The organism is Variovorax paradoxus (assembly GCF_040544635.1).
In the GTDB taxonomy this organism is placed as follows: Bacteria; Pseudomonadota; Gammaproteobacteria; order Burkholderiales; family Burkholderiaceae_C; genus Variovorax; species Variovorax paradoxus_R.
Map to the genome: position 1 here is coordinate 275,241 of NZ_JBEPKJ010000008.1, position 23,839 is coordinate 299,079.

20 protein-coding genes and 1 pseudogene are annotated in these 23,839 nt (G+C 67.2%); 11 read left to right on the plus strand and 10 right to left on the minus strand.

Annotated features, from left to right (window positions below; translation table 11 throughout):
• Positions 1-23: 23 nt before the first annotated feature.
• From ABIC94_RS15780 to ABIC94_RS15815, 8 genes and pseudogenes are all read left to right on the plus strand, one after another.
• On the plus strand, positions 24-875 hold the full coding sequence (locus ABIC94_RS15780) for a class I fructose-bisphosphate aldolase (protein ID WP_354373943.1): 852 nt from the start codon (positions 24-26) through the stop codon (positions 873-875).
• 150 nt (positions 876-1,025) lie between these two features.
• Positions 1,026-5,735, plus strand: a complete 4,710-nt coding sequence (locus tag ABIC94_RS15785) for an Ig-like domain-containing protein (RefSeq protein ID WP_354373944.1) — start codon at positions 1,026-1,028, stop codon at positions 5,733-5,735.
• Positions 5,736-5,872: 137 nt separating this feature from the next.
• Positions 5,873-6,112 carry a F0F1 ATP synthase subunit C gene (gene atpE, locus ABIC94_RS15790; RefSeq protein ID WP_337296532.1) on the plus strand — a complete coding sequence of 80 codons (240 nt, stop codon included), beginning with the start codon at positions 5,873-5,875 and terminating at the stop codon, positions 6,110-6,112.
• A 172-nt stretch (positions 6,113-6,284) separates the two neighbouring features.
• A complete protein-coding gene (locus ABIC94_RS15795; RefSeq protein ID WP_354373945.1) occupies positions 6,285-7,490 on the plus strand; it encodes an ABC transporter substrate-binding protein in 1,206 nt (401 codons plus the stop codon).
• Complete coding sequence (locus ABIC94_RS15800) at positions 7,487-8,407, plus strand: branched-chain amino acid ABC transporter permease (protein WP_354373968.1); 921 nt, start codon at positions 7,487-7,489, stop codon at positions 8,405-8,407. The genes ABIC94_RS15795 and ABIC94_RS15800 overlap by 4 nt, the downstream gene beginning before the upstream one ends.
• A gap of 1 nt (position 8,408) precedes the next feature.
• Positions 8,409-9,389, plus strand: coding sequence for a branched-chain amino acid ABC transporter permease (locus tag ABIC94_RS15805; protein WP_354373946.1), 981 nt, complete (start codon positions 8,409-8,411; stop codon positions 9,387-9,389).
• Positions 9,386-10,141: an ABC transporter ATP-binding protein gene (locus ABIC94_RS15810; protein WP_354373947.1), complete on the plus strand. Its 756-nt coding sequence runs from the start codon at positions 9,386-9,388 to the stop codon at positions 10,139-10,141. Before ABIC94_RS15805 ends, ABIC94_RS15810 begins: the two co-directional genes overlap by 4 nt.
• Positions 10,142-10,218: 77 nt before the next feature.
• Positions 10,219-10,857: pseudogene (locus ABIC94_RS15815) on the plus strand (ABC transporter ATP-binding protein); the annotation flags it as partial.
• 10 nt (positions 10,858-10,867) lie between these two features.
• Here the strand turns inward: ABIC94_RS15815 and ABIC94_RS15820 are convergent.
• The 9 genes from ABIC94_RS15820 to gtdA all read right to left on the minus strand — a co-directional run bounded on the left by ABIC94_RS15820 (position 10,868) and on the right by gtdA (position 21,256).
• Entirely contained in the window at positions 10,868-11,479 is a 612-nt protein-coding gene (locus tag ABIC94_RS15820) for a class I SAM-dependent DNA methyltransferase (RefSeq protein ID WP_354373949.1), read from the minus strand.
• A gap of 138 nt (positions 11,480-11,617) precedes the next feature.
• A complete protein-coding gene (locus ABIC94_RS15825; RefSeq protein ID WP_354373950.1) occupies positions 11,618-13,078 on the minus strand; it encodes a SulP family inorganic anion transporter in 1,461 nt (486 codons plus the stop codon).
• A gap of 571 nt (positions 13,079-13,649) precedes the next feature.
• Positions 13,650-14,528: an acyl-CoA thioesterase gene (locus ABIC94_RS15830; RefSeq protein WP_354373951.1), complete on the minus strand. Its 879-nt coding sequence runs from the start codon at positions 14,526-14,528 to the stop codon at positions 13,650-13,652.
• Between the two features lie 108 nt (positions 14,529-14,636).
• On the minus strand, positions 14,637-16,001 hold the full coding sequence (locus ABIC94_RS15835; protein WP_354373952.1) for an FAD-dependent oxidoreductase: 1,365 nt from the start codon (positions 15,999-16,001) through the stop codon (positions 14,637-14,639).
• Positions 16,001-16,981 carry a Bug family tripartite tricarboxylate transporter substrate binding protein gene (locus ABIC94_RS15840; protein ID WP_354373953.1) on the minus strand — a complete coding sequence of 327 codons (981 nt, stop codon included), beginning with the start codon at positions 16,979-16,981 and terminating at the stop codon, positions 16,001-16,003. The genes ABIC94_RS15835 and ABIC94_RS15840 overlap by 1 nt, the downstream gene beginning before the upstream one ends.
• A gap of 39 nt (positions 16,982-17,020) precedes the next feature.
• On the minus strand, positions 17,021-18,010 hold the full coding sequence (locus ABIC94_RS15845) for a Bug family tripartite tricarboxylate transporter substrate binding protein (protein ID WP_354373954.1): 990 nt from the start codon (positions 18,008-18,010) through the stop codon (positions 17,021-17,023).
• Between the two features lie 71 nt (positions 18,011-18,081).
• Positions 18,082-19,362, minus strand: a complete 1,281-nt coding sequence (locus ABIC94_RS15850) for a 3-hydroxybenzoate 6-monooxygenase (protein ID WP_354373955.1) — start codon at positions 19,360-19,362, stop codon at positions 18,082-18,084.
• Positions 19,363-19,390: 28 nt separating this feature from the next.
• Complete coding sequence (locus ABIC94_RS15855) at positions 19,391-20,095, minus strand: fumarylacetoacetate hydrolase family protein (protein WP_354373956.1); 705 nt, start codon at positions 20,093-20,095, stop codon at positions 19,391-19,393.
• Positions 20,096-20,170: 75 nt separating this feature from the next.
• Positions 20,171-21,256 carry a gentisate 1,2-dioxygenase gene (gene gtdA, locus ABIC94_RS15860; RefSeq protein ID WP_354373957.1) on the minus strand — a complete coding sequence of 362 codons (1,086 nt, stop codon included), beginning with the start codon at positions 21,254-21,256 and terminating at the stop codon, positions 20,171-20,173.
• A gap of 136 nt (positions 21,257-21,392) precedes the next feature.
• Between gtdA and ABIC94_RS15865 the strand changes: the two genes are divergently transcribed.
• The 3 genes from ABIC94_RS15865 (at position 21,393) to ABIC94_RS15875 (ending at position 23,425) form a co-directional block, all read left to right on the plus strand.
• Complete coding sequence (locus ABIC94_RS15865; protein WP_354373958.1) at positions 21,393-22,289, plus strand: LysR family transcriptional regulator; 897 nt, start codon at positions 21,393-21,395, stop codon at positions 22,287-22,289.
• Between the two features lie 94 nt (positions 22,290-22,383).
• Positions 22,384-22,830, plus strand: a complete 447-nt coding sequence (locus ABIC94_RS15870) for an acyl-CoA thioesterase (RefSeq protein WP_354373959.1) — start codon at positions 22,384-22,386, stop codon at positions 22,828-22,830.
• A gap of 91 nt (positions 22,831-22,921) precedes the next feature.
• Positions 22,922-23,425 (plus strand): phasin family protein, encoded by a 504-nt coding sequence (locus ABIC94_RS15875; RefSeq protein ID WP_354373960.1) that lies wholly within the window; start codon positions 22,922-22,924, stop codon positions 23,423-23,425.
• On the opposite strand, the gene ABIC94_RS15880 is transcribed toward ABIC94_RS15875, so the two are convergent.
• A partial coding sequence (locus ABIC94_RS15880) for an integrase core domain-containing protein (protein ID WP_354373961.1) occupies positions 23,422-23,839 on the minus strand: 418 nt, incomplete at its 5' end. The genes ABIC94_RS15875 and ABIC94_RS15880 overlap by 4 nt on opposite strands.

Consider the following 23,839-nt stretch of genomic DNA (forward strand, 5'->3'; position numbering starts at 1 on the left):
GACCCCAACAAGGAGTTCTTTCCATGTCGAAAGACAAGACAGCGCGGCTCAACCGGCTACTGACCAACGGCCGCTGCCTGGACATCGCCCTGGACCATGGCGTGTGCAACGAGCCCTCATTCCTCGACGGCCTGGAGGACATGCCCCAGGTCATGGACAAGCTCCTGGCCGCCGGCCCCGATGCGATCCAGCTCAACTACGGCCAGTCCGACCTGCTGCAGGACCGCCCCGGCCGCGACAAGCCCGCGCTGGTGATGCGCATCGACATGGGGAACCCCTACAACGCCACGCTGCACCGCATGATGTGGGCCCAGTTGCAGAACGAGCACGACCCGGTGTTGCCGGCCGTGCAGCGCGACGCGGCCTGCGTGGTGGTCAACCTCTTCATGCTGCCGAACGAGCCCGACTTGTTCCGCCAGTGCGTGCAGAACATCGCGCGCGTGCGCGCCGATTGCGACCGCTACGGCATGCCGCTGATGATCGAGCCGCTGGTGATGCAGTCGCCCACCCCCAGCAGCCGCTACCAGGTCGATGGCGACACCGAAAAAATCGTCACGCTGGTGCGCCTCGCGCGCGAGATGGGCGCCGACATCGTCAAGGCCGACCCGACCAGCGACCCCACCGAGTTTCACCGCGTGGTGCAGGCCGCGCGCTGCCCCGTGCTCGTGCGCGGCGGCGGGCGTGAAGACCTGCAGCAGGTGTTCGCGCGCTCGCGCACGCTGCTGGACCAGGGTGCGGTCGGCATGGTGTACGGGCGCAACGTCTACCAGCACGCCAATCCTTCGGCGGTGGTGAGTGCGCTGATGGCCATGATCCACCGCGGCGCGAGCGCCAAGGAGGCCTGGGCCCTCTACGAATCGGGCGGCGCGAACTAAGACGAAGAAAAGCGCCGGCGCAAGAACACAACCAGAAGTCAGCACGGCAGGCGATGGACCCGTCGCCTGCCGGGGTGCGTCCTGCGCGCGCATCGGAGAGCGGTCGAGGAATGGGTTGCCCTGCGAACTTCTAACAACCTGGAGGCGACGATGAAAATCCGGTATTTCCTGATAGCGTTCCTGGCCCCGCTCGTCACATTGCTGACGCATGCGGCCATCACCGGGGTCAGCCCGATGACGACCCTCAACAACATGGCAACAGCCGTTGCCGAAGCGGTTGCCGATCCGCTCCCGCTGCAGGGGCCGGGCCTGGGCAATCTCACCTACACCTCGGCGGAACTGTTCAAGCCGGTGTCGATGATCACCAGCCCCAACCACCCGCTCGATCCGGCGCACAGCAGCGCCTACGAGTCGCGCGAGGTGCCCGCCACGTACCCGGGCCGCAAGGACTACGGCATGAACGCGGGCCTCATGGTCAACGGCTATTTCCTCACCTCCTTCGCACCGGACAGCGGCCTGGGGCCGGGCGGTTTCCTGCTGTACGACGTGTCGAACCCGCGCCAGATCCAGCTGGTCAAGAAAATCTACGAACCCGAAGGCCGCACCAAGGAGTTCCGCGAAACGCACTCCTTCGGCACGGCGAAGATCGGCGGCAAGACGTACGTGGTGCTGCCCAGCATCACCGGCGTGGAGTTCTGGGACTTCACCGACGTCAACGACATCAAGCAGGTGAAGAAGCTGGCGCTGCCCGGCGTCAATGCAGGCGACTACGAGAACGTCGCCTGGCAGCTTTGGTGGCAGGCACCCTACCTGTACGTGGCCTCGGCGGGCCGCGGCATCTTCATCGTCGATGCCAGGGACCCCGCGAACGCCGTGGTTGCGAACCGCGGCGCCGGCAAGCCCAACCCGGTGCCCACAGGCGAACTCGGCAACTTCCGGATCGGTCCGATCTTCACCATGGGCAACCACATGGTGCTGACCGCGATGGAAAGCAACGGCGGGTTCGCGAGCCTGGATATCTCCGACCCGCTCAACCCCAAGGTGCTCGATTCCATCGTGGGCACCACGCCGTTCTATTACGCCACCTGCTTCGACGGCAAGAGCCTGCACGCCTCGACACGCGGCGGCGGCGCCAGGATGTACAGCTACGACCTGAGCGACCGCTCGCGCTTCGTGGCCGAGGACAACCGGCTGGTCATCGACGAACAGCTGTACTGCGCCACGCAGGACAACTATGTGATCCAGGGCGCGCAAACGCGCATCCACAAGGTCGACGTGAGCAATCCGCTCAATCACGTGGAGGTGGGCCGCGGCAGCATCCTGCGCGAGGACGACCCGAACTTCTCGCATTCGGACAACGGCCAGGTCGCGATGTTCGGCAACCTCGTCTTCGTGGGCAACGACCACGGTTCGGGCAGCGGCTTCGTCGTGCACGCGGTGGACCCCGACATCACCAGGCCTGAAGTGAAACAGGTCTCGCCGGCCAACGGCGCGAAGCAGCAGGCCCTGACCTCGCGCATCGGCCTGGGCATGACGGACAGCATTCGCCCCGAGAGCGTGAACGCCAACACCTTCATCGTGCGCCCGGTGGGCGGCAACACGCTGGCGGGCACCTACAGCGTGCAGCTGGGCATCGTCAACTTCCACCCCGAGCAGCCGCTGCTTCCGGGCACCAGCTATGAAGTATTCCTGCCCGCCAACGGCGTGAAGGACTATGCGGGCAACGCCATCGGCGCGGACTACAAGTCGACCTTCAACACCGGCAACGCGACCGACATCAACCTGATGCACTACTGGACGCTGGCGGGCAACCTCTCCGACCAGATCGGCAACAACAACGGAACGCCGGTCTCGGGCGACGCGTTCGAGAGCATCGGCATGAACTTCGCGAACCGCACCGCCGGTGTGCCGCTGAAGAACGATTCGGTCGCCACCGTGCTCGGCGGCACCGCATCGCTGAGCTTCTACATGAAGACCACGCAGGCAGGCGGTGCGAACTCGTGGACCGCGCCCGGCATCTTCGGGCGCGACCAGTCGGGCGGCGCGGACGACGTGTTCTGGGGCTGGCTCGACGGCAGCGGGCGCATCAAGCTGTCGGTGGGCAACGACGCTGGCACCACCTCCACGGCGGCGGTGAACGACGGCAACTGGCACCACGTGGTGTTGACGCGCGACGCGGCCTCGGGCGCGCAGGCGGTATACGTCGACGGCGTGAAGGCCACGTCCACCGGGCTCACGGGTACCAAGGGCCTGTTGAACAAGTTCCAGGTGATGGGCCAGATCCAGGGCAACGCCGCGCTCTTCAAGGGCACGCTGGCGGAGGTGCGCGTCTACGGCCGCGTGCTCACCGACACCGAGGTGGGCACGCTGCGCGGCCAGACCATCATCGGCGACCCGGGCATCGGCGGCGGACCGAAGATCGTCAACGGCCAGCTGGTGTTCAACCCGGCCACGCTCGGCAGCAGCGGCGCGCAGTTCCGCTGGAACTTCGGCGACGGCACCCAGACCGCGTATTCGAGCCAGCCGAACTACACCTACACCTACAACCGGCCCGGCCACTTCACGGTCACGCTGACGGTGAGGGACGCAAGCGGCCGCGAGACCTTCTACACCTACAACCTCACGGTGATCATCCCGGTCACGGCGCGGGCGCCCACGCACACCACCAACATCGCGGGCGATGCGAATTCGGTCTACTCGGTCAACCCCGACAGCGGCACGGTCGCCGCCATCGATGCGCAGACCCTGGCCAAGCGCTGGGAAGTGCGCGTGGGCGACGAGCCGAAGACGCTGGCCGTGGGCCCCGATGGGCGCATCTGGGTCGCGGTGCAGGGCGAGGACAAGCTGGTGGCGCTCAGCGCGGCCGACGGCAGCCTCTCGGCCACCGTGCCGCTGGCCTACGGCAGCGGCCCCTACGGCGTGGCCTTCACGCCCGACGGCGCGAAGGGCCTGCTGACGCTGGAGAGCAAGTCGGTGCTGATGAGCTTCGACCCGAGCAACGGCGCCACCACCGGCGCGGTCGCGCTCGAAGGCAACCTGCGCGGCATCGCGGTGAGCTCCGATGCGCAGGTGGCTTATGTCACCCGCTTCAAGTCGAAGATGACCGGCGGCCAGCTGCACAAGGTGAACCTGCAGAGCATGAGCGCCATGAGCACCATCGCGCTGCCGGTGGACACCACTACGGTGGACACCGAGAGCCGCGCGCGCGGCGTGGCCAACTACATGAGCCAGGTAGTGATCTCGCCGGATGGCAGGCGGGCGGTGCTGCCTTCGAAGAAGGACAACATCGTGCGCGGCAAGTTCAGGGACGGCAACAACCTGGCGCACGACCTGACGGTGCGCTCCATCCTCTCGCAGGTCAACCTGCAGACCGCCGCGGAAGTGTTCGACGAGCAGATCGACTTCGACGACCGCGCACCCGCGCGCGCCGCGCTGTTCTCTCCATCGGGCGACTACCTGTTCGTGGCACAGATGGAAGGCAACCGCGTGGCCATCGTCGATCCGTACAGCCGTTCGGTGCGCGGCGAGATCAACGCCAGCAGCGCCCCCCACGGCCTGTACCTGGACCCGGCACGCAAGCGGCTGTTCGTCAATAACTTCCTGGCGCGCTCGGTGTCGGTGCACGACGTGGCCTCGGTGCTGAGCTCGGAGACCAATGCCGCGACCTTCCTGCAGAACGTGTCGACGGTGGCGCAGGAGCCCATGGCGGCCGCGGCATTGCGCGGCAAGCAGGTGTTCTACAACGCGTCCGACCGGCGAATGAGCAAGGACAACTACATCTCCTGCGCGAGCTGCCATGCCGACGGCAGCGACGACGGCATGGTGTGGGACTTCACGCAGCGCGGCGAAGGCCTGCGCCGCACCATCAGCCTCATGGGCAAGCGCGGCGCAGGCCACGGCAAGATGCACTGGACCGCCAACTTCGACGAGGTGCAGGATTTCGAGAACGACATCCGCAACGAGTTCGGCGGCACCGGCTTCCTGACGAATGCGGATTTCGCCGCCACGGCCGACCCCTTGGGCGCGCCCAAGGCCGGCAAGAGCGCACAGCTCGACGATCTCGCGGCCTACCTGAGTTCGCTGAACAAGTACATGCGCAGCCCGGCGCGTGCGGCGGACGGCAGCCTGAGCGTCGAGGCGGTGCGGGGCCAGACGGTGTTCAACACGGCACAGTGCGCCACCTGCCACACCGGAGGCACTTTCCGCGACGGCCTGCGGCACGACGTGGGCACGATCCAGCTCTCCTCCGGCAAGGGCATCAACCAGCCGCTGGCGGGGCTGGGCTTCGACACGCCCACGCTCTCGGGCACCTGGAACACCACCGCCTTCTTCCACAACGGGCAGGCCGCCACCTTGCAGGATGTGCTGACCAGCGGCCACGGCAATGCATCGAGCTTGCCGGCAACGGACGTGGTGGCGCTGCGCGAGTACGTACGCTCGCTGGACACGGCCCCGGCCGTGGTCACGCGCATCCGGTCGGACCTGAACCCCACGATGTGCGTGAACATCAAGGGCGCGCTCACCACCAGCGGCACGACGGCGGTGCAGTGGCCCTGCGGCAACGCCGGCAACGAGAAGTTCACGGTGAACAGCATCACCGGCGGCTACGTGCAGTTCGTGGCCGAGCACAGCGGCCTGTGCCTGGCGCAGAACGGCACGGCGACCACCAACGCACCGGTGGTACAGGTGGCCTGCTCGGCCGGCAACACGGCGCAGTGGAGCCTGGTGGGCGGAAGCATCAGGAACCGCGCCTCGGGGTCGTGCCTGGACGTGCCGAACGCTTCCACGGCGCAGGACACCGCGCTCATCACGTGGACCTGCAACGGCGGCACGAACCAGAACTGGACCCAGCTCCCCTGACACGCTGACGCTCCGCGAAAGCCGGCCGCCTCCCGCGGCCGGCTTTTTTTCGTCCTGCCGATGACCTCCGACGTCATGGACCGCACGCACCCGCTTTGAGAAAGTACCTCCATCGATCAACCACAGGAGAAAACACCATGACCGGCTTCAACATCCTTCCGCTCGCAGTGGCCTTGCTCATCGGCATCGCGGCGCTCGGCTCCTGTCTGGGCATTGCGCTCGTCGGCCAGAAGTTTCTCGAAAGCACCGCGCGCCAGCCCGAGATGATCGACGCGCTGCAGACCAAGTTCTTCCTGGTGGCCGGGGTGACCGACGGCGCGTTCATCATCGCCACCGGCATCGGCTTGTGGTTTGCCACTGCCAGCCCCTTCGGCTGAGGCGGGCCACGCACCAGGAAGTGACACGATTCATTGGCACCATTCGTGCTAGCACCGTTGACACCGAATTGTTTATGGTTAAAGTATTTAGCTATCAACGGTTCGATGTCTCGGGTGCTGCATGGCGCGGCACCAGGAGCGTCGTTTCACCCTTCCTTTGCCCGGAGAATCCATGAGCCACCCGTCCCCGAAGTTGCCCGCGCTGCCGCGCACCCTGCTTTCGCTGCTGCTCTGCGGCGCAGCCCTTGGCGGCGCGGCATCGGCCATGGCCGCACCCGTCAAGGTGGGCCTGGCGCTCGACATCTCGGGGCCTTTCGCGGCATTGGGCGCCGAGGCGCGCGACGGCTTTGCGCTCGGCATCAAGCAGCTGGGCGGCAAGCTCGGCGGGCAGGACGTGGAGTTCGTGCAGGCCGACATGGCCGGCAGCCCCGACCAGGCCAAGCAGCTGGTCGACCGCATGATCCAGCGCGACAAGATCGATATTTTCAGCGGCCCGATCGGCTCGAACGTGGCGCTGGCCGTGGGCCCGACGCTCTTCAACGCCAAGGTGCCGTACCTCTCGGCCAATGCTGGGCCGAGCCAGTTCGCGGGCGCCCAGTGCAATGCGTACTTCTTCGGCACCGCGTACCAGAACGACCAGTTCCACGAGGCCGCCGGCAAGTTCGCACAGGACCGCGGCTTCAAGAAGACGGTGCTGATCGCTCCGAACTATCCCGCCGGCAAGGACGCGCTGGGCGGTTTCAAGCGCCAGTTCAAGGGCCAGGTGGCCGACGAGCTCTACACCAAGCTCGGCCAGATCGACTACGCAGCCGAACTCGCGCAGCTGCGCGCGGCCAAGCCCGACTCCATCTACTTCTTCCTGCCCGGCGCAATGGGCATCAACTTCATCAAGCAGTTCGTGGGCGCGGGCCTGTCGAAGGACATCACGCTGGTGACCAGCGGCTTCTCGGCCGACGAGGACGTGATCGGCGCCGTGGGCGAGCCGATGCTCGGCTTGTTCAACACCTCGCACTGGGCGCACGACCTGGACAACGCCGCCAACAAGGCCTTCGTTGCCGCGTTCCGCAAGGAATACAACGGCCGCTATCCGTCGGTGTACGCGGCGCAGGCTTATGACGCCATTCTTGCGATGGACGCGGCCGTGAAGCAGGCCGGCGGCAACGCGCAGAACCGCGAAGCCGTTTTGGCGGCGCTGAAGAAAGCCAACTACGCTTCGACGCGCGGCAGCTTCAAGTATGCGAACAACCACTTCCCGATCGAGAACTTCTATCTGCGCGTGATCGGCAAGGATGCACAAGGCAAGGTCACGAACAAGCTGATCAACACGGTCCTGACCAACTACGGCGACTCGTACGCCGACAAGTGCTCCCTCAAGTGAGCGGCATCCTCGTTCTCGAGCAGCTGCTCAATGGCCTCGGCTATGGGCTGATGCTGTTCCTGCTGGCGGCGGGGCTCACGCTGGTGTTCGGCATCATGGACGTGCTGAACCTCGCGCACGGCTCGCTCTTCATGTCGGGCGCGTACGTGGCGGCCGAGGCGCACACGCGCACCGGTTCGTTCACCGCGGCCATCGTCATTGCAGTGGCGGTGACGGTGGTGGTGGCGCTGCTGCTCGAAGTGCTGCTGATGCGGCGCCTCTACACGCGCGACCACCTGGCGCAGGTGCTCGCCACCTTCGGCGTGATTCTGGTGGCCGACGACATCGTCAAGATGGCCTGGGGACCGTCGCCGGTGATGGCGCCGACGCCGGCCGCCCTGTCGGGCCCTATCGAGCTGGTGGACGGCCTGCCCTACCCCTCGTACCGCCTCGTGATCCTTGCCGGCGGGCTGCTGGTGGCGCTCGCGCTCTACCTGCTGGTCAACCACACGCGCATCGGCATGCGGGTGCGCGCGGGCGCTTCGGACCGGCCGATGGCCGAGCTGATGGGCGTGCGCGTGGGTCGCATCTTCAACGGCGTGTTCCTGCTCGGCGCGGCGCTGGCCGCACTGGCCGGCGCGCTGATGGGGCCCATCGTCGCGGTGCAGGTGGGCATGGGCGAAGCCATCCTGATTCCGGCGCTGGTGGTGCTGGTGATCGGCGGCATCGGTTCGGTGCGCGGCGCCTTCGTGGCCGCGCTGCTGGTGGGCGTGGTCGACACCATCGGCCGCGCCTTCGTGCCTATGCTGCTGCGCGCCACGCTGCCACCGGCCACCGCGGCCGACCTGGGGCCGCTGTTCGCCGAAGTCGCGATGTACGCGCTGATGGTGGTCGTCCTCATCTTCCGGCCCTCCGGCCTTTTCTCGGCACGGTCGTGACATGAAGTCTTCCTCACGCTATATCGGACTCGGGCTGCTCTTTGTGCTGCTCGCGACGTTTCCGCTGGTCGCACCGCTGCTCGGGCTCGACTTCTACATCGGCTTCGTGCGACGCGTGCTCGTGGTGGCGCTCGCGGCGGCGAGCCTCAATTTCATCCTCGGGTTCGGGGGCATGGTGGCACTCGGGCATGCGGGCTTCATCGGCATGGGCGCGTACACGGTGGTGGCGCTCAGCGACGCGGGCGTGATGTCGGCCTGGGTGATGTGGCCCGCGGCCATGCTCGTCGCCGGCATCGTCGCGGCGCTGATCGGCACGGTGGCGCTGCGCACGCGCGGCGTGTACTTCATCATGACCACGCTGGCGTTCGCGCAGATGCTGTACTTCGTGGTGGTGTCGCTGCGGCGCTATGGCGGCGACGACGGCTACACGCTCATGAGCCGGCCGACGCTGCTGCCGGGGCTCGACCTCGGCAACGAATCGAACTTCTACTGGGTGGTGCTGGCGCTGGTTGCGCTGGCGCTGATCTGGCTGCACCGTGCAACGCAGTCGCGCTTCGGCCATGCGCTGATGGGCATTCGCGACAATGAGACGCGCATGCGGGCGCTGGGCTATCCGGTGTTCAAGCTGCAGCTGGTGGCCTTCGCGATTGCCGGCGCCATTGCGGGCCTGGCGGGTGCGCTGCTCGCGGGCGGCAATGGGTTCGTGAGCCCGGCGACGATGCACTGGACGCAATCGGCCACGCTGCTGGTGATGGTCGTCATCGGCGGGCTGGGGCGCAGCTGGGGCGGGCCGGTGGGCGCCATCGTGTGGCTGCTGCTCGAGGAGTTTTTGAAGCAGCACACGGAGCACTGGCACATGCCGCTTGGCTTGCTGTTGATTGCTGTGGCGTTGTGGGCGCCTAAAGGGCTTGCTGCACTCTACAAGCGCCGCTTGCCCCTCACCCCGGCCCTCTCCCCAGAGGGGCGAGGGAGTAAGACATGAGCCTTTTCAGAATCGAAGGGTTGGTCAAGCGCTTTGGCGGCTTGCTCGCAACCGACCATGTGAACCTTACTGTCGAGCGCGGCGAAGTGCATGCGCTCATCGGGCCCAATGGCGCGGGCAAGACCACGCTGGTGAACCTGATCACCGGGCTGCTCCAGGCCGACGCGGGGCGCATCCTGCTCGACGAGAAGGACATCACCGGCTTCAAGGACCACCAGCGCGTGGCGGCCGGCATGTCGCGCTGCTTCCAGGTGACGCGCGTCTTTGCCAAGGAAACGGTGCACGACAACCTCATGCTCGCGGCGCAGGCCCATGCGGGCAGCAGCCTGCGCTTCATGGCACCGCGCGCGAACGAGCGCGCCCTGGTGGAACGTGCCGTGGCACTGGCCGAGCGGGTCGGCCTGGGCAGCGAACGCCACCGCATTGCGGGCACGCTGCCGCACGGCGCGCAGCGCGCGCTCGACGTGGCGCTGGCACTCGCGGCCGAGCCCAAGCTGCTGCTGCTCGACGAGCCGATGGCCGGCATGGGCCCCGACGAATCGGCGCGCATGGTGGAGCTGATCGAATCGCTGCGCGAGTCGATGGCCATTCTGCTGATCGAGCACGACATGGACGCCGTGTTCCGCCTGGCCGACCGGCTCACGGTGCTGGTGCAGGGCCGCGTGCTGATGAGCGGCACGGCAGACGAAGTGCGCGGGCACCCCGACGTGCAGGCGGTGTACCTCGGTACGGAAGCAGAGGGACACGCATGAACGCGACCACCACATTGCTCGACGCGAAATCCGTCGAGGCGGGCTACGGCGCGAGCCAGGTGCTGTTCGGCATCGACCTGAAGATCCGCGCGGGCGAAGTGCTCGCGCTGCTCGGCCGCAACGGCATGGGCAAGAGCACGCTGCTGAAGGTGCTGACCGGCACGCTCGCGCCGATGCGCGGCAGCGTGCATTTCGGCGGCGATGCCATCGGCGGGCACAAGCCCGACGCCATCGCACGGCGCGGCGTGGCGATCGTGCCTGAGGGGCGGCACGTGTTTCCGAACCTCAGCGTAGACGAGCACTTGCGCGCCTTCGCACGGCCCCGGCCGGGCAGCGCGCCGCGCTGGACGGTCGAGGCGCTGTACAGCCTGTTTCCGCGGCTCGCGGAGCGCAAGGCCAACGCGGGCAACCAGCTTTCCGGCGGCGAGCAGCAGATGCTGGCGATTGCGCGCGCACTTTCCACGCATCCGCGCCTGTTGATCCTCGACGAGGCCACCGAGGGCCTGGCACCGGTGATCCGCGAGGAGATCTGGCATTGCATCGCCACGCTCAAGGCAGAGGGCGAGGCGATCCTGGTGGTCGACAAGTACGTGCAGCGCCTGTTGCCGCTGGCCGACCGCCATGTGATCCTGGAGCGCGGGCGCGTGGTGTGGCAGGGCGACTCGGCCGCGCTCGACGCCGATCGTTCGCTCTGGACGCGCTACCTCGGCGTGTAGGCCTCTGCGTTCACTCCCGCGGACGAGACGCGAGGAAGCTGACCCACGTCACGCCCTCGCGGCCGATCCACTGCGTGTCCCATTGCATTCGCAGGCCGGCCGCAGCAAGCTCGTCGGCGAACCGGTCCTTCGCCCAGTACACGGTCTGGTAGTCGCCGTTCGTCTCGCCCTCGCCGATGCGCATACCCGCCAGGAAGGCCCCGCCAGGCTCGAGCGCGTCGAACACCTTGCGCAGGACCGGCGCGACCTGCGCGCGATCGACATGGATCAGCACGGCCATCGCGAGGATCGCGCTGTAGGGCCCGCCCAGCGCATCCGTGACGACGTTGAGCAACTCGCCCTTCTTGCCGCGCTCCGCCTGCAGATCGAGAAAGGCCTGCGCCGCATCGGTGCGCCTGACGACGCCGCCCAACGACTCGATGAAGTCGGCATCCCGCCCCGTGCCGGAACCGATCTCGAGCACGGCGCCACCGGCGGGGACGAGCTGCATCATCCGGCGCAGCGCATCCTCGATCTCGGGCGGCGGGTGGTCCGCCACGATCGCGTCGTACTCGCGCGCGGAGTCTTCGTAGGACTGAATGGTGCGGCGCATGTTCGTCAGCACCGGGGCGGGAATTTTCATGAGCGCCTTTCCGGTCCATCGGACATCCGACGGGAACCGGAAAGGCTAGGTCCAAGGCACCGCCCGGCTCATGGGGAGAATTACCTAGGACCCATGCCTTACACCCGGCACGTGATGCGCGGACCTGGCGTTCGCAGCTCAGTCGGGCGCCGCGTCGAGCCGCAGGATCAGATCGCGGCTGGCCTGGTTGAGCCCCCTGACCTCGACCACGCTGCCGTGCTTGCGCAGGCGCTCGACCACCTTGCTCAGTGCAGCCACCGCGGTCACGTCCCAGAAGTGCGCCTGCGACACATCGATGTGCACCGGCGCGCCGTCGATCTCGCGCACGTCGAAGGCATCCACCAGCATGTCGGCCGATGCGAAGAACACCTGGCCGCTCACCCGGTAGAGGCGCATGCCGCCTTCATCGATGGTTTCCGTATGCACATGCAGCAGCCGCGCGACCTTGAAGGTGAAGAAAACGCCGCTCAGCATCACGCCGGTGGCCACGCCCGCAGCCAGGTTGTCGGTGGCGACCGTGACGGCCACCGTCGCGAGCATGACCGCGCTCGACATGCGCGGATGGCGCACCAGCGTGCGCAGCGAGCCCCAGTCGAAGGTGGAGGCCGACACCATCACCATGATGGCGACCAGCGCCGCTACCGGCACCTGCGACACCCAGGGCTTGAGCAGCACCATGAGAATCAGCAAGAAGACCCCGGCGAACAGCGTCGACAGCCGGCCGCGCCCGCCGTAGCGCACGTTGCTCACGGTCTGGCCGATCATTCCGCAGCCCGCAATGCCGCCGAAGAAACTCGCCGCGACGTTGGCCACGCCAAGGCCGCTGCATTCGCGGTTCTTGGAGCTCGGCGTGTCGGTAAGGTCGTCCACCACGCTGGCGGTCATCATCGATTCGAGCAGCCCGACCATCGCAATGGCGAACGCCGGCAGCGCGATGATGCGCAGCGTTTCGAGCGACATGGGGACCGAGAGCCAGGCAAAGGCGGGCAGCGCGTCGGGCAAGTGGCCCAGGTCGGCCACGGTCTTGAGCGGCAGGCCCAGCCAATGGCCCGCAAGCGTGACCACCACGATGCACACCAGCGGAGACGGCACGGCCGTGGTGATGCGCGGCAGCAGGTAGATGATGGCAAGCCCCAGCGCCACCATGGCCCAAGTGGCCGTGTTGGCGCCGATGAAGTGCGGCATCTGCGCCGCGAAGATCAGGATGGCCAACGCGTTGACGAAGCCCGTGCGCACCGACGTGGAAACGAAGCGCATCAGTACGCCGAGCCGCAGCAGGCCGAACAGGATCTGCATGGCGCCGGCCAGCACGCCGGCTGCCAGCAAGTAGGGCAAGCCGTGCGCATGCACCAGCGGTGCGGCCACGAGCGCCACCGACCCCGCCGCGGCCGAGACCATGGCGGGCCTTCCGCCGGTGAAAGCAATGACGATGCTGATCACGAACGAAGCGAAAAGCCCGACGGCCGGATCGACACCGGCAACGAACGAAAAAGCGATGACTTCGGGAATGAGGGCGAAGGTGGCAACGGCGCCGGCCATCAATTCGCGCGGAATGCTCGGGAACCATTCGGCTCGCAAGCGGCTGTGTGGAGAAGACATGAGAAAAAGTAGAACGGCCCCGCCTCCATCCGATGGACGACACAAGACAAGACACGAGCAGAAAGGCGGGCCGGCTGTCTGCCCGATGGGTGTCGCGGGGGCCGGCGGCCGCCGCACGTCACTGCGCAGCCGTCAGGGAGGCGTCGGTCGCGAGCAGCCCGACTGCCGGCGACGAATGGGAAAGCGGGGCATCCTGGGACACATGCATGCAATTGTAGAGAGCGCAGTTGGCGACTAGCCGTATTTGGCCAAGGATTCGGGGCGAGTGCAAAGGCTGGGCTTTGTTCGGGGCGCGTGCAAAGGCCACCGGGTACTCCCCTCCGCGAATGTCCCCCGGGCTTCGCCCTCCTCCTTTATTTCGCTGCGGGGAGTACCCGATGCCCTGTGCACCTGGGCACGCTCGTGGTGTACCGCTGATCAACCACCGCTCTTTGCAACGCTCACGTCGATGGGGTGCCTTGCGCAGCGAAATAAAGGAGGAGGCCGCAGGCCGGGGGACATTCGCGGAGCAAGGTACCCCGTCGGCGGGTGCGCCGCCCTGAACAGCAGCACCCAACGCCCGAACACTTCCTCAGCGCTTGACCCGCAGCATCCCCTCTTGCGCCGTGGAAGCCACAAGCCGCCCGTCGCGCGAATACAGGCTGCCGCGGCACAAGCCGCGCGCCCCGCTCGCGCTCGGCGAGTCGAGCACGTACAGCAGCCAGTCGTCCATGCGGAAATCGCGGTGAAACCACATGGCGTGGTCGAGGCTCGCGGGACGCACCTGGCCGCTCATGAAGCTCAGGCCGTGCGGCAGCATCGCAGCGCGCAGCAGGCCGTGGTCGGACGCATAGGCGAGCAGCGCGCGGTGCACGACCGGGTCGTCGGGCAGCGGCGCAATCGCGCGCATCCAGATGGCGCTTTCGGAGGGGCGCGCCTCCGGCGTCAGCAAGTCATCGGCCTCGACCCGGCGGTATTCGATGCCGTGCGGCTCCAGGCCCTTGATGCGCCAGCGTTCGGGCAGGCGGTCGCCGAGCGCGATGCGCTGGTCGAGTTCGCTCACCAGGCCTTCGGGGCCCTCCACTGCAGGCATGGCGAACTGGTGTTCGACGCCGTCATCCACTGTCTGGAAGGAGGCCGACATCTCGAAGATGATGCGCTCCTGCTGGCGTGCCACCACATGCCGCGTGGTGAAGCTGCGGCCGTCGCGCACGCGGTCCACGCTGTATTCGATGGGCGCGTGCTCGCCCGGCAGCAGGAAGTAGGCGTGCATCGAATGCACGGGCCGGTCGGCGCCCACCGTGAGACTCGCGGCCGCGAGCGACTGGCCGAGCACCTGGCCGCCGAACACGGCGGGCGTGCCGATGTCTTCGCTCTGGGCCAGAAATTTGTCGCCCCCGAGCGGCTCGAGCTGCATGAGCGCGACAAGTTCGTCGACAAGACGGGCGGCGGTGGCGGGGTCGGTGGTCATCGGAAGAAAAGGCTGTCGGGCGTCAGCAAGAAGAATCAACCCGCAACCATAGCAAAGGCCGGGCCCGCGGGCTGTCGCGGGCCGGTCAGCCAACACCCCGCCAGGGGCTCAACGATCGAGATCGGCGCCGTCCGCGATCAGCTTCTTCTGGAGCGCAGGCACATCGACCTCGGCGAACTTCGAGCGGCTGCCCAGCGAAGCCGCCGCCGTACCCGCGGCCTGCCCCATCACAAAGCAGCCGCCGCTCGCGCGCGCGGCCGACTGGCCTTCGTGCGTCATGGCGGCGCAACGGCCGGCCACCAGCAGGTTGTCGACCGTGCGCGGCACCAGCATGCGCCAGGGCAGCTGGTTATAGGTGCGGCTGTCGTCACGCGGAAAGGCCCATTCGATGCGGCCGTCGGCGTGCATTTCCATCGGCCAGGCGTTGATGCCGATGCTGTCGTCGAACGCCGCCGATGACAGGATGTCTTCGCCCGTGAGCGCATAAAGCCCCTCGATGCGGCGCGTTTCGCGAATGCCGACCTGCGGCGCAATTTCGACGATGGCCGACTTTGCGAAGCCGGGCACCTCGGCCTTCATGAACTTGAAGTACTCGGCAATCTGGCGCCGGCCTTCGAGCTCGCCTTCGGTGAGTTCACGCGCGTCGACGCCGTTCATCGCACGGCCCGCCGCATTGCGGATCTGCGTGACGTTGGCGCGCCATTCGCGCGGATCGATGTTGGGCCGCAGGATCGCGCCTTCGCGCGGAAACTGGTAGACGCCCGGCTTTTGCGCCTGCACCCGCGCCATCAGGTCGTTGATGGCCTTGAACTCGCCCACGGCAGCAAGCGCTGCGGGCGCATCGACCTGCCCGACGCGGAACATGGTGGTCGGGAACAAGCCGCTGCCGTGGCCGTCGCCCACTTCGAAGGGCACGCCCGCGAAGGCGGCCACATCGGCATCGCCGCTGGCGTCGATGAATGCGTTGGCGCGAATCGCCTGCCGGCCCGATTTGGTCTCGACCACGAGCGCCGCAATGCGGTCGCCATCGCGCACCACCGCCGCCGCCCACGCATGGAACAGCAGGTGCACGCCAGCGTCCGACAGCAACTGGTCGGCCGCGATCTTGTAGGCCGAGGTGTCGTAGGAGCGCACGCGGATGCGGCCCTGCATGCCGTCCTGCGGGGTATTGAGGCCGCCCAGCGCGTCGATGCGCGCGAGCAGGTCGTCGACCACGCCGCGCACCAGCAGCGTCATCTCGCCGTTGCGCTTGCCGTACAGGCCCGCGAAGTTGGTCACGCCGCCCGCGGTACCCATGCCACCGAGAAAGCCGTAGCGTTCCACCAGCAGCGTGTTCGCACCGTGGCGCGCCGCGCTCACGGCGGCGGCAATGCCGGCAGGGCCGCCGCCGACCACCACCACGTCGTATTCGCCGAAGACCGGCAGCTCGCGCGCCGGTTCGGTGAGGGTCTTCTGCTTGGCTGCTGCTGTCATCACTGGATCTTGATGCCGCGGGCCGAAATGATCTTGGTCATGATCGCGGCCTCTTCCTTCACGCGCAGGCGCATGCCGTCCGGCGAGGTGCCGACTGCCTGCCAGCCCTGCTCGAAGAGCTTCTGGCGCACTTCGGGCTGCTTCATGATGATTTCGACCTCGCGGCTGATTCGGGCCTGCGCGGTCTTCGAGAGGTTGGCGGGGCCGAGCAGCGCCACCCACACCTCGAGCGAGAAGTCGCGCACGCCGGCTTCGGCCAGCGGCGGCAGTTCGGGCACGAGCGCGCTGCGGCCGCCCGTGAGGCCGATGGCCTTGAGCTTGCCGGCACGCACCTGCGGCATGGCCACGCCCGGCGGAATGAGGGCCATCTGCACCTGGTCGCCCAGCATGGCGGTCACGACCTGCGGATTGCCCTGGTAAGGCACGTGCTCGGCGTTGAAGCCTGGCACGCGACTCTTCAGCAGTTCCATGCCCAGGTGGCCGACCGAGCCGACCCCAACCGAGCCGTAGTTCCACTTGTCGCCGCCCTTGCGGGCCGCATCGAAGAAAGCGGTGCCCGAGGGCAGGCTGTTCTGCGCCACCAGCACCAGCGGCGCCGTGGCAATCAGCGAGAGATAAGTGAAGTCTTTCGCCGGGTCGTAGGGCAGCCGGGGGTACAGCATCTTCGACGAGGTGAGATTGCCGTTGATGACGATGCCCAGCGTGTGGTCGTCGTTGGCCTTGGCCACCATGTCGGCCGCGATATTGCCCGAGGCGCCGGGCTTGTTGTCCACCACCACAGGCTGGCCGAGCGCCTTGGCCAGCGGCTCGGCGATGGTGCGGGCCGCGATGTCGGGCGTGGAACCACCCGGAAAACCCACGACCAGGCGAATCGGCTTGGTCGGCCAGGCATTGTTGTTCTGTGCATTGGCCGTCAACGGCAGCGCGGCGGCGGCTGCCAGGCCGCAGGCGATCAGGAGGGCTCTCTTGGTTGCTTGCATGGAAGGTGAGCTAAATGTGAAAAAACGTAATGATGACAGCTACTCGAGGCTGATATTGCCCCGGCGGACCAGATCGCCGTACACCTTGGACTTGGCCTCGGCGTTGCGCTCGATTTCCTCGGGCGACCAGGCCAGCGGTTCGAAGGCGAAGGTGTCGAAGCGGGCGCGGATCTCGGGATCGGCAATGACCTTGGCCACATCGGCGTTGATCTTCGCCTTGACCGCCGCCGGCACGCCCTTGGGCGCGAGCAACGAGACAAAAGAGTTCACCTCGAGCGATGCGGGGCCGCCCGCCTCGGCCATGGTCGGCACATCGGGCATCTGGGGGATGCGCTTCGGTGCCGCCACCGCGATGTAGCGCAGCTTGCCGGCTTTGTAGATTCCCTGGCTCGACGGAATGCTCGCAAAAGCCCACGGGACCTCGCCGGTGCCCACGTTCGAATACAGCTGCGAGACCTCGCGATACGGCGCGTGCCGCATGCGGATGCCCGTGAGCGCCTCGAGCTGCTGCGCACCCAGGTGGCCCGGGCTGCCCACGCCCCACGAGCCGTAGACGATGGCTTCGGGATTCGCCTTGGCGTCGGCGATGAGGTCGCTCATGTTCTTCCACTTCGACTCGCTGGACACCGCCACGAAGAACGGCGTGCGAAACAGCGAGGCCACGGGGTCGAAGTGCTGCAGCGTCACGAAGTTGCGCGACTTGTACAGGTGCGGCAGTGCCGCGATGTGCTCGCTGTCGAGCTGCAGCAGCGTATAGCCGTCGGGTGCCGCGCGCCGGGCCTGGTCGATGGCGATGAAGCCGCCGCCGCCGGGGCGGTTGTCGACGACCACGCGCTGGCTCCACAGGCGCGAGAGCTTGTCCGAAACAAGGCGCAGCACAGCGTCGGGCCCGCTGCCGGCGGCAAAGGGCGTGATCAGCGTCACCGGTTTGCTCGGATAGTCGCTGGCCTGCGCCAGGGCGCCGGTGCTGACGACGGCGGCGGTCAGGGCAAGGATGCCCGTCAGCAATGCGCGTGACGAAAAGTTCATGGCTTGTTGTCTCCTGGGCCTGTGGCCTCGAATAATGATGCTCGAAGAAATCTGTTCTGTTCCGCTCTTTTTCAGTGCGGCGAAAGCACGGCGGCCGCATCGGCGCTGGCCGCAGCGAGCGGCCGCAGCCGCTCCGGCGCGTCGTCCAGGCAATGTTCGGGCCGCCAGGCATAAAGCCATTCGACCGCATCGTAGAAGCGTTCGGGCGTGCGGCCCACCCAGAGACTGTTGCGCACCAGCCGCTCCACGCCCCTGGCGTGATAGAGCCGCCCCATCTCGCGCACCGAAAGCACCACACGGGCGGTGCGTGGAATGCGCGCGGCCTCGTAGAGCTTGAAGGCGGCCGGCATGTCGAAATCGCAGGCCTGCACCGCGGCACCGAGCGTGACCGCGTCTTCGAGCGCCATGCAGGCGCCTTGCGCAAGGTACTGCATCATCGGGTGCGCGGCGTCGCCGAGCAGCGTGGCGGGGCCTTGGCTCCAGCGCTCCACCGGGTCGCGGTCGGCCGTGCTCCAGCGGCGCCACGAGGTCGGCCGGTCGAGCAACTGGCGCGGTCGCGCATGCACGCCCTCGAAGTACGACAGCACCTCTTCCTTGCTGCCGTCGGAAACGCCCCACTCTTCCTGCTCGCGGCTGTGGAAGGTGACGACCAGGTTGTATTGCTCGCCATGGCGCAGCGGATAGTGCACCAGGTGGCAGTTGGGCCCGGCCCAGACCACGGGGGCGTTCCACCGCAGGTCGGCCGGCATGTCGGCCACCGGCACCACGGCGCGGTACACCACGTGGCCCGAAACGCGCGGTTCGTCGCCGACGAGCTTCGCCCGCACCACCGATTTCACGCCGTCGCAGCCCACGATGGCGTCGGCCTTGAAGTGCCGGCCGTCGCGCGTGACGGCGACCACGCCCTGCGCCTTGCCGCTGCCGATGTCGATCGACTCGACCTGCGCCGACGTGTGAAAGCGGATGAGCGGATGCTGCTTCACCGCCTCATGGATGGCGCCATGCAAGTCGGCGCGGTGGCTCACCGCATACGGATTCTTGAAGCGCACGCGGAAGGCCTCGCCCACGGGCACCGAGGCGACCTCGCCGCAATCGACGGCATCCATCATCACGAGCCGGTCGGTGAACACCGAGTTGCGTCGTACCGCTTCGCCCACGCCCAATGCATCGAGCGCTGCAAAAGCGTTGGGTCCGAGCTGCAGGCCGGCGCCGATTTCGCCGATGGTGGCGCTCTGCTCGAGCAGGTCGATGGAAACGCCCAGGCGCGCCAGCGCCAGCGCGGCCGCCATGCCGCCGATGCCGCCGCCGACGAGCAGCACGGCGGGGGGATTCTTCGGGGGAACTGTGCTCATCGTGGGGCCTCTTCTGCGCAAGACGCGATCAGTCGATACGCACGGTGAGCGAAGGGAGCTTGTCGATGCTCACCTTGAGGGTCTGCCCGGGCTTCACCGCACCCACGCCTTCGGGCGTGCCCGTGAAGATCAGGTCGCCGGGCTGCAGCGTGAAAAGCGTCGAGAGATTGGCGATCACTTCGTTCACGGACCAGATCAGGTGCGTGATGTCGCTGTTCTGCCGGATCTGGCCGTCGACCTCGAGCGTGATGGCGCCGGCATTGATCTCGCCCACGTCGGCGAGCGTGCGCAGCGGCGCGATGGGCGCCGAGAAATCGAAGGCCTTGCCGATTTCCCATGGCCGGCCGGCTTCGCGCATCTTCATCTGCAGGTCGCGGCGCGTCATGTCCAGGCCCACGGCATAGCTGTGGACGTGGCTGGCCGCCTGTTCCACCGCAATGTTCTTGCCGCCCTTGCCGATGGCGACGACAAGCTCGGCTTCGTAGTGGTAGTTGCTGGTGAGCGGCGGATAGGGAATGGCGCCGGTCGCGCCTTCGGCCACGGGCACCACCGAGGCGTCGTCGTTAGGCTTGCAGAAGAAGAACGGCGGCTCGCGGTCGGGGTCGAAGCCCATCTCGCGCGCATGCGCCGCGTAGTTGCGGCCCACGCAGTAGACGCGGCGCACCGGGAACAGGTCGCTCGAACCCACGATGGGCAGGCCGACGATGGAAGGAGGCGTGAAGACGAAGGACATGAGGGCTCCTGCCGCGCGCGGCGGCACATGGTCAAGACAAGAAGAAAAGAAAAAAAGAAGAAGTGAGGCCGGCTTTCAGGCGTCTTCGAGAAAGGCTTCGCGCAGCACGCCCATGGCCTGCTGCACGGGACGGTCGGAAAAACTGAAGAGCACCACGTCTTCGCCGGCGGCCGAGAGGCGCAGCGGTGCCCACGACGGCACGACGAAGGTGTCGCGCGGGCCGAATTCGAAGCGCTGGCCCGCTATGTCGGCAACGCCGCGGCCCTCGACCACGCTGTAGACGGCGCCGTCGGTGGCGCGGTGCGTCTTGCCGGCAAAGCCCTTGGGCAGCAGTTGCAGGTGGGTGCCGATGGTGGGCATCGGCGCGCCGCCGGTCAACGGGTTGATGTAGCGCAGCTTGTGGCCCAGCCAGGCATCGGGCGCTTCCTGCTTCTGTAGCAGGGCCAGCGCCTCGCGGCTGCGGGCGTAGGGGTAGTTGAAGATCGGCGAGGTGGGCGACACATGGTCGTGGCGCACCGGCACCATGTTGTGGCCGAAGCGCGCGAGGCTGTTGCCCTCGGGGCGCGCCACGTGCTGCACCTTGGCATCGTCGTTCTCGGCAAAGCCGGCGTCGAAGAAGCGCAGCATCGGAATGTCCAGCCCGTCGAGCCAGACCACCGGCTCGACCGTGCCGCCGACGCCCTCATTGCCATGGTCGTGCCAGGCCCATGAAGGCGTGATGATGAAGTCGCCCGGGTACATGGTGGTGCGCTCGCCGCCCACCGTGGTGTAGGCGCCCTTGCCGTCGACGATGAAGCGCAGCGCCGATTGCACGTGGCGGTGCGAAGGCGCCACCTCGCCCGGCATGATGAGCTGCAGGCCCGCGTAGATCGACTGGGTGATGGACGAGTTGCCGGGCAGCGCCGGGTTTTCGAGCACGAGCACGCGGCGCACCGCTTCTTCGGCGGTGATGAGACCGGCGGATTCCATCAGCAGCGGGCGGATCTCGTCATAGCGCCAGAGCGCCGGCACGCAGGGCGTGGTGGGCTCACGCGGCACCAGGGCATGCAGCGACTCCCACAGCGGCGTGAGGTTCAGCGGGCGGATGCGCTCGTAGTAGTCGCGGCGCTCCGCGGCATTGGCTGGTGCCGGGGCGGCTGGTTTCTGGGCTGATGGATTCATGGCGGGTCGGCGGTCGTGCGGCCTTTGTCTCCTGGGGAGCAGTGATCTTCCGCCGGTACTACTATTGGCGCAATGCAGCCACGGCGATAGCTGCGATCGTGTTTTTCGATAGTGGTGGCGGCAAAGGAGATGTTTCATGGCCCAGCTCGATCTCGAATGGCTGCTGGTTTTCGACGAGGTCTACAAGACGGCCAACGTGTCGAGCGCCGCCGAGCGCCTGGGCATCTCCCAGTCCGCGGCCAGCACGGCGCTGGCCCGGCTGCGAACGCATTTCGGCGACAAGCTGTTCGTGCGCACCTCGCGCGGCATGGAGCCCACGCCTTACGCGCGGCAGATCCAGCCGCTGGTGCTGGACATTCTCGACAGGCTGAACCGGGCCAAGGGCGGGCAAGCCAGCTTCGATCCCGCCACCGCGGCGCGCAGCTTTCGCATCTGCATGACCGACATCAGCGAGGTGGTGCTGCTGCCAGGCCTGCTCGACCACCTGCGGCAGGCAGCCCCCGGGGTGCGCATCGAGACCGAGATCATTTCCACCGAAAGCGCACGCCGGCTGGAGGACGGCGCGGTGGACCTGGCGGTGGGCTTCATGCCGCAGCTCGACGCGGGCTTCTACCAGCAGACGCTCTTCATGCAGAACTTCGTCTGCCTGGCGGCGCGCAACCACCCGCGCATCGGCGAGCGGCTCACGCGCAAGCGTTTCGAGACCGAGGCGCATGCGGTGGTGGCCTCGTCGGGCACCGGCCACGCCATTGTCGACAAGACCATTGCGCGGCTGGGGTTGAAGCGCAACGTGGTGACCAGCCTTTCGAGCTTCCTGAGCGTGGCGCGCATCGTGGCGCACACCGAACTCATCGTGATCGTGCCCAGCATCCTCGGAAAAGTGCTGGCCACGCAGGAGCCGGTAAAGCTGCTGGAGCCGCCTTTCGAACTGCCCGCCTACGCCGTGAAGCAGCATTGGCACGAGCGATTCCATGCGGATGCCGGCAACGCCTGGCTCCGGCGCACGCTCGCGGAGCTGTTCGGCGGCGGCTGAACGTGCGCACCGCGCCGACCGGCGGCGAGCGCGGCAGCCGGCGGGCGCTCGCATAATCGGGACTCCCACCAACGGCCCACAGAAAAGGCGGCGCATGTCCTCCATCACCCTTCGATTTCTGGCCGAGCCCAGCACCGTCAACTTCGGCGGAAAGGTCCATGGCGGCACCGTCATGAAATGGATCGACGAAGCCGGCTACGCCTGCGCCACCAGCTGGGCCAAGCGCTACTGCGTGACGGCCTTCATCGGCAGCATCCGCTTTCACCATCCGATCATGATCGGCGACCTGGTCGAGGTCGAGGCCCGGCTGGCCTACACCGGCACCACCAGCATGAACATCTCGGTCGAGGTGCGCAGCGGCGACATGAAGGGCGGCACCATGGACAAGACCACCGAGTGCCTGATCGTCTTCGTCTCGGTCGATTCGCACGGCCGGCCGCTGCCGGTGCAGCCCTTCGTGCCGGGCACCCCGGGCGAAATGGCGCTGGCCGAACGGGCCAAGCTGCACCTCGACGCCAGCCGCGCGGCCGGGAAGGCCTAGCCCCCGAGGCTTCGCTCATAGACGCGAAGCTCTAATGAGAGAGCCGTCTTGCGGCTAGAGTAGCCCGATTGTTTTCACAGGAACATTTCGCATGGCTACCCAGGACGACGAAAACGGCAACAACAAGGGCGCCGACCGCATCAAGGATTCGGCCCAGCAGATCTGGCTGGCGGGACTCGGCGCCTTTGCCAAGATGCAGCAGGAAGGCAGCAAGGCTTTCGAGGCGCTGGTGAAAGACGGCGCCGGCATGCAGAAGAAAACCCAGGCGGCCGCCGAGGAAACCTTGGCACAGGCGCAGACGCGCATGGCCGGCTTCGCGAGCGAATTCGGTACCAAGGCCGCGGGCCAGTGGGGCAAGCTCGAGAACATTTTCGAAGAGCGCGTGGCACGGGCCCTCGAAAAGCTCGGCCTGCCGTCGGCCGCCGACTATGCCGCGCTGCAGGCCCGCGTGACGGCGCTCGAGGCCGAACTGCAACGCAGCGAGACCAAGCCAGCCGCGGCTCCGGCACGGGGAAGCCGCAAGACGGCGGGCCGCAGTGCGGCGCCTGCAGCCGCCGCCAAGAAGACCGTGCGGCGCAGCCCCAAGGCCGGCTAGCTGTGAAGCGTCAAGAGGTTGTTTCTTGACGAGTTGAGTCTGGCCATGGGCGCGATGCCGCCGATACCGCTGTGCGGGCGATGCCAGTTGTAGTGGTGTTGCCAGCTTGCCAGGGCATCGGTTCGATGGGCCGAGTTCTGGTAGGTCCAGCCGTAGGCCCACTCTCGCAACGCGGACTGGATGAACCTCTCTGCCTTGCCGTTGGTCTGCGGCCGGTAGGGCCGCGTGAAGCTGTGCTTGATGCCCAGTTCAATGCAGGTTGCCCGGAAGTCGCGCGAGCGGAAGGCTGCACCGTTGTCCGTCAGCAACCGCTTTACGATGATGCCCAGGCGGGCGTAGTAGGTCACCGCATTGCGCAGGAACAGGACCGCCTGCGCTTGCTTCTCGTCCGGGTGCATGGCGGTGAACGCCAGC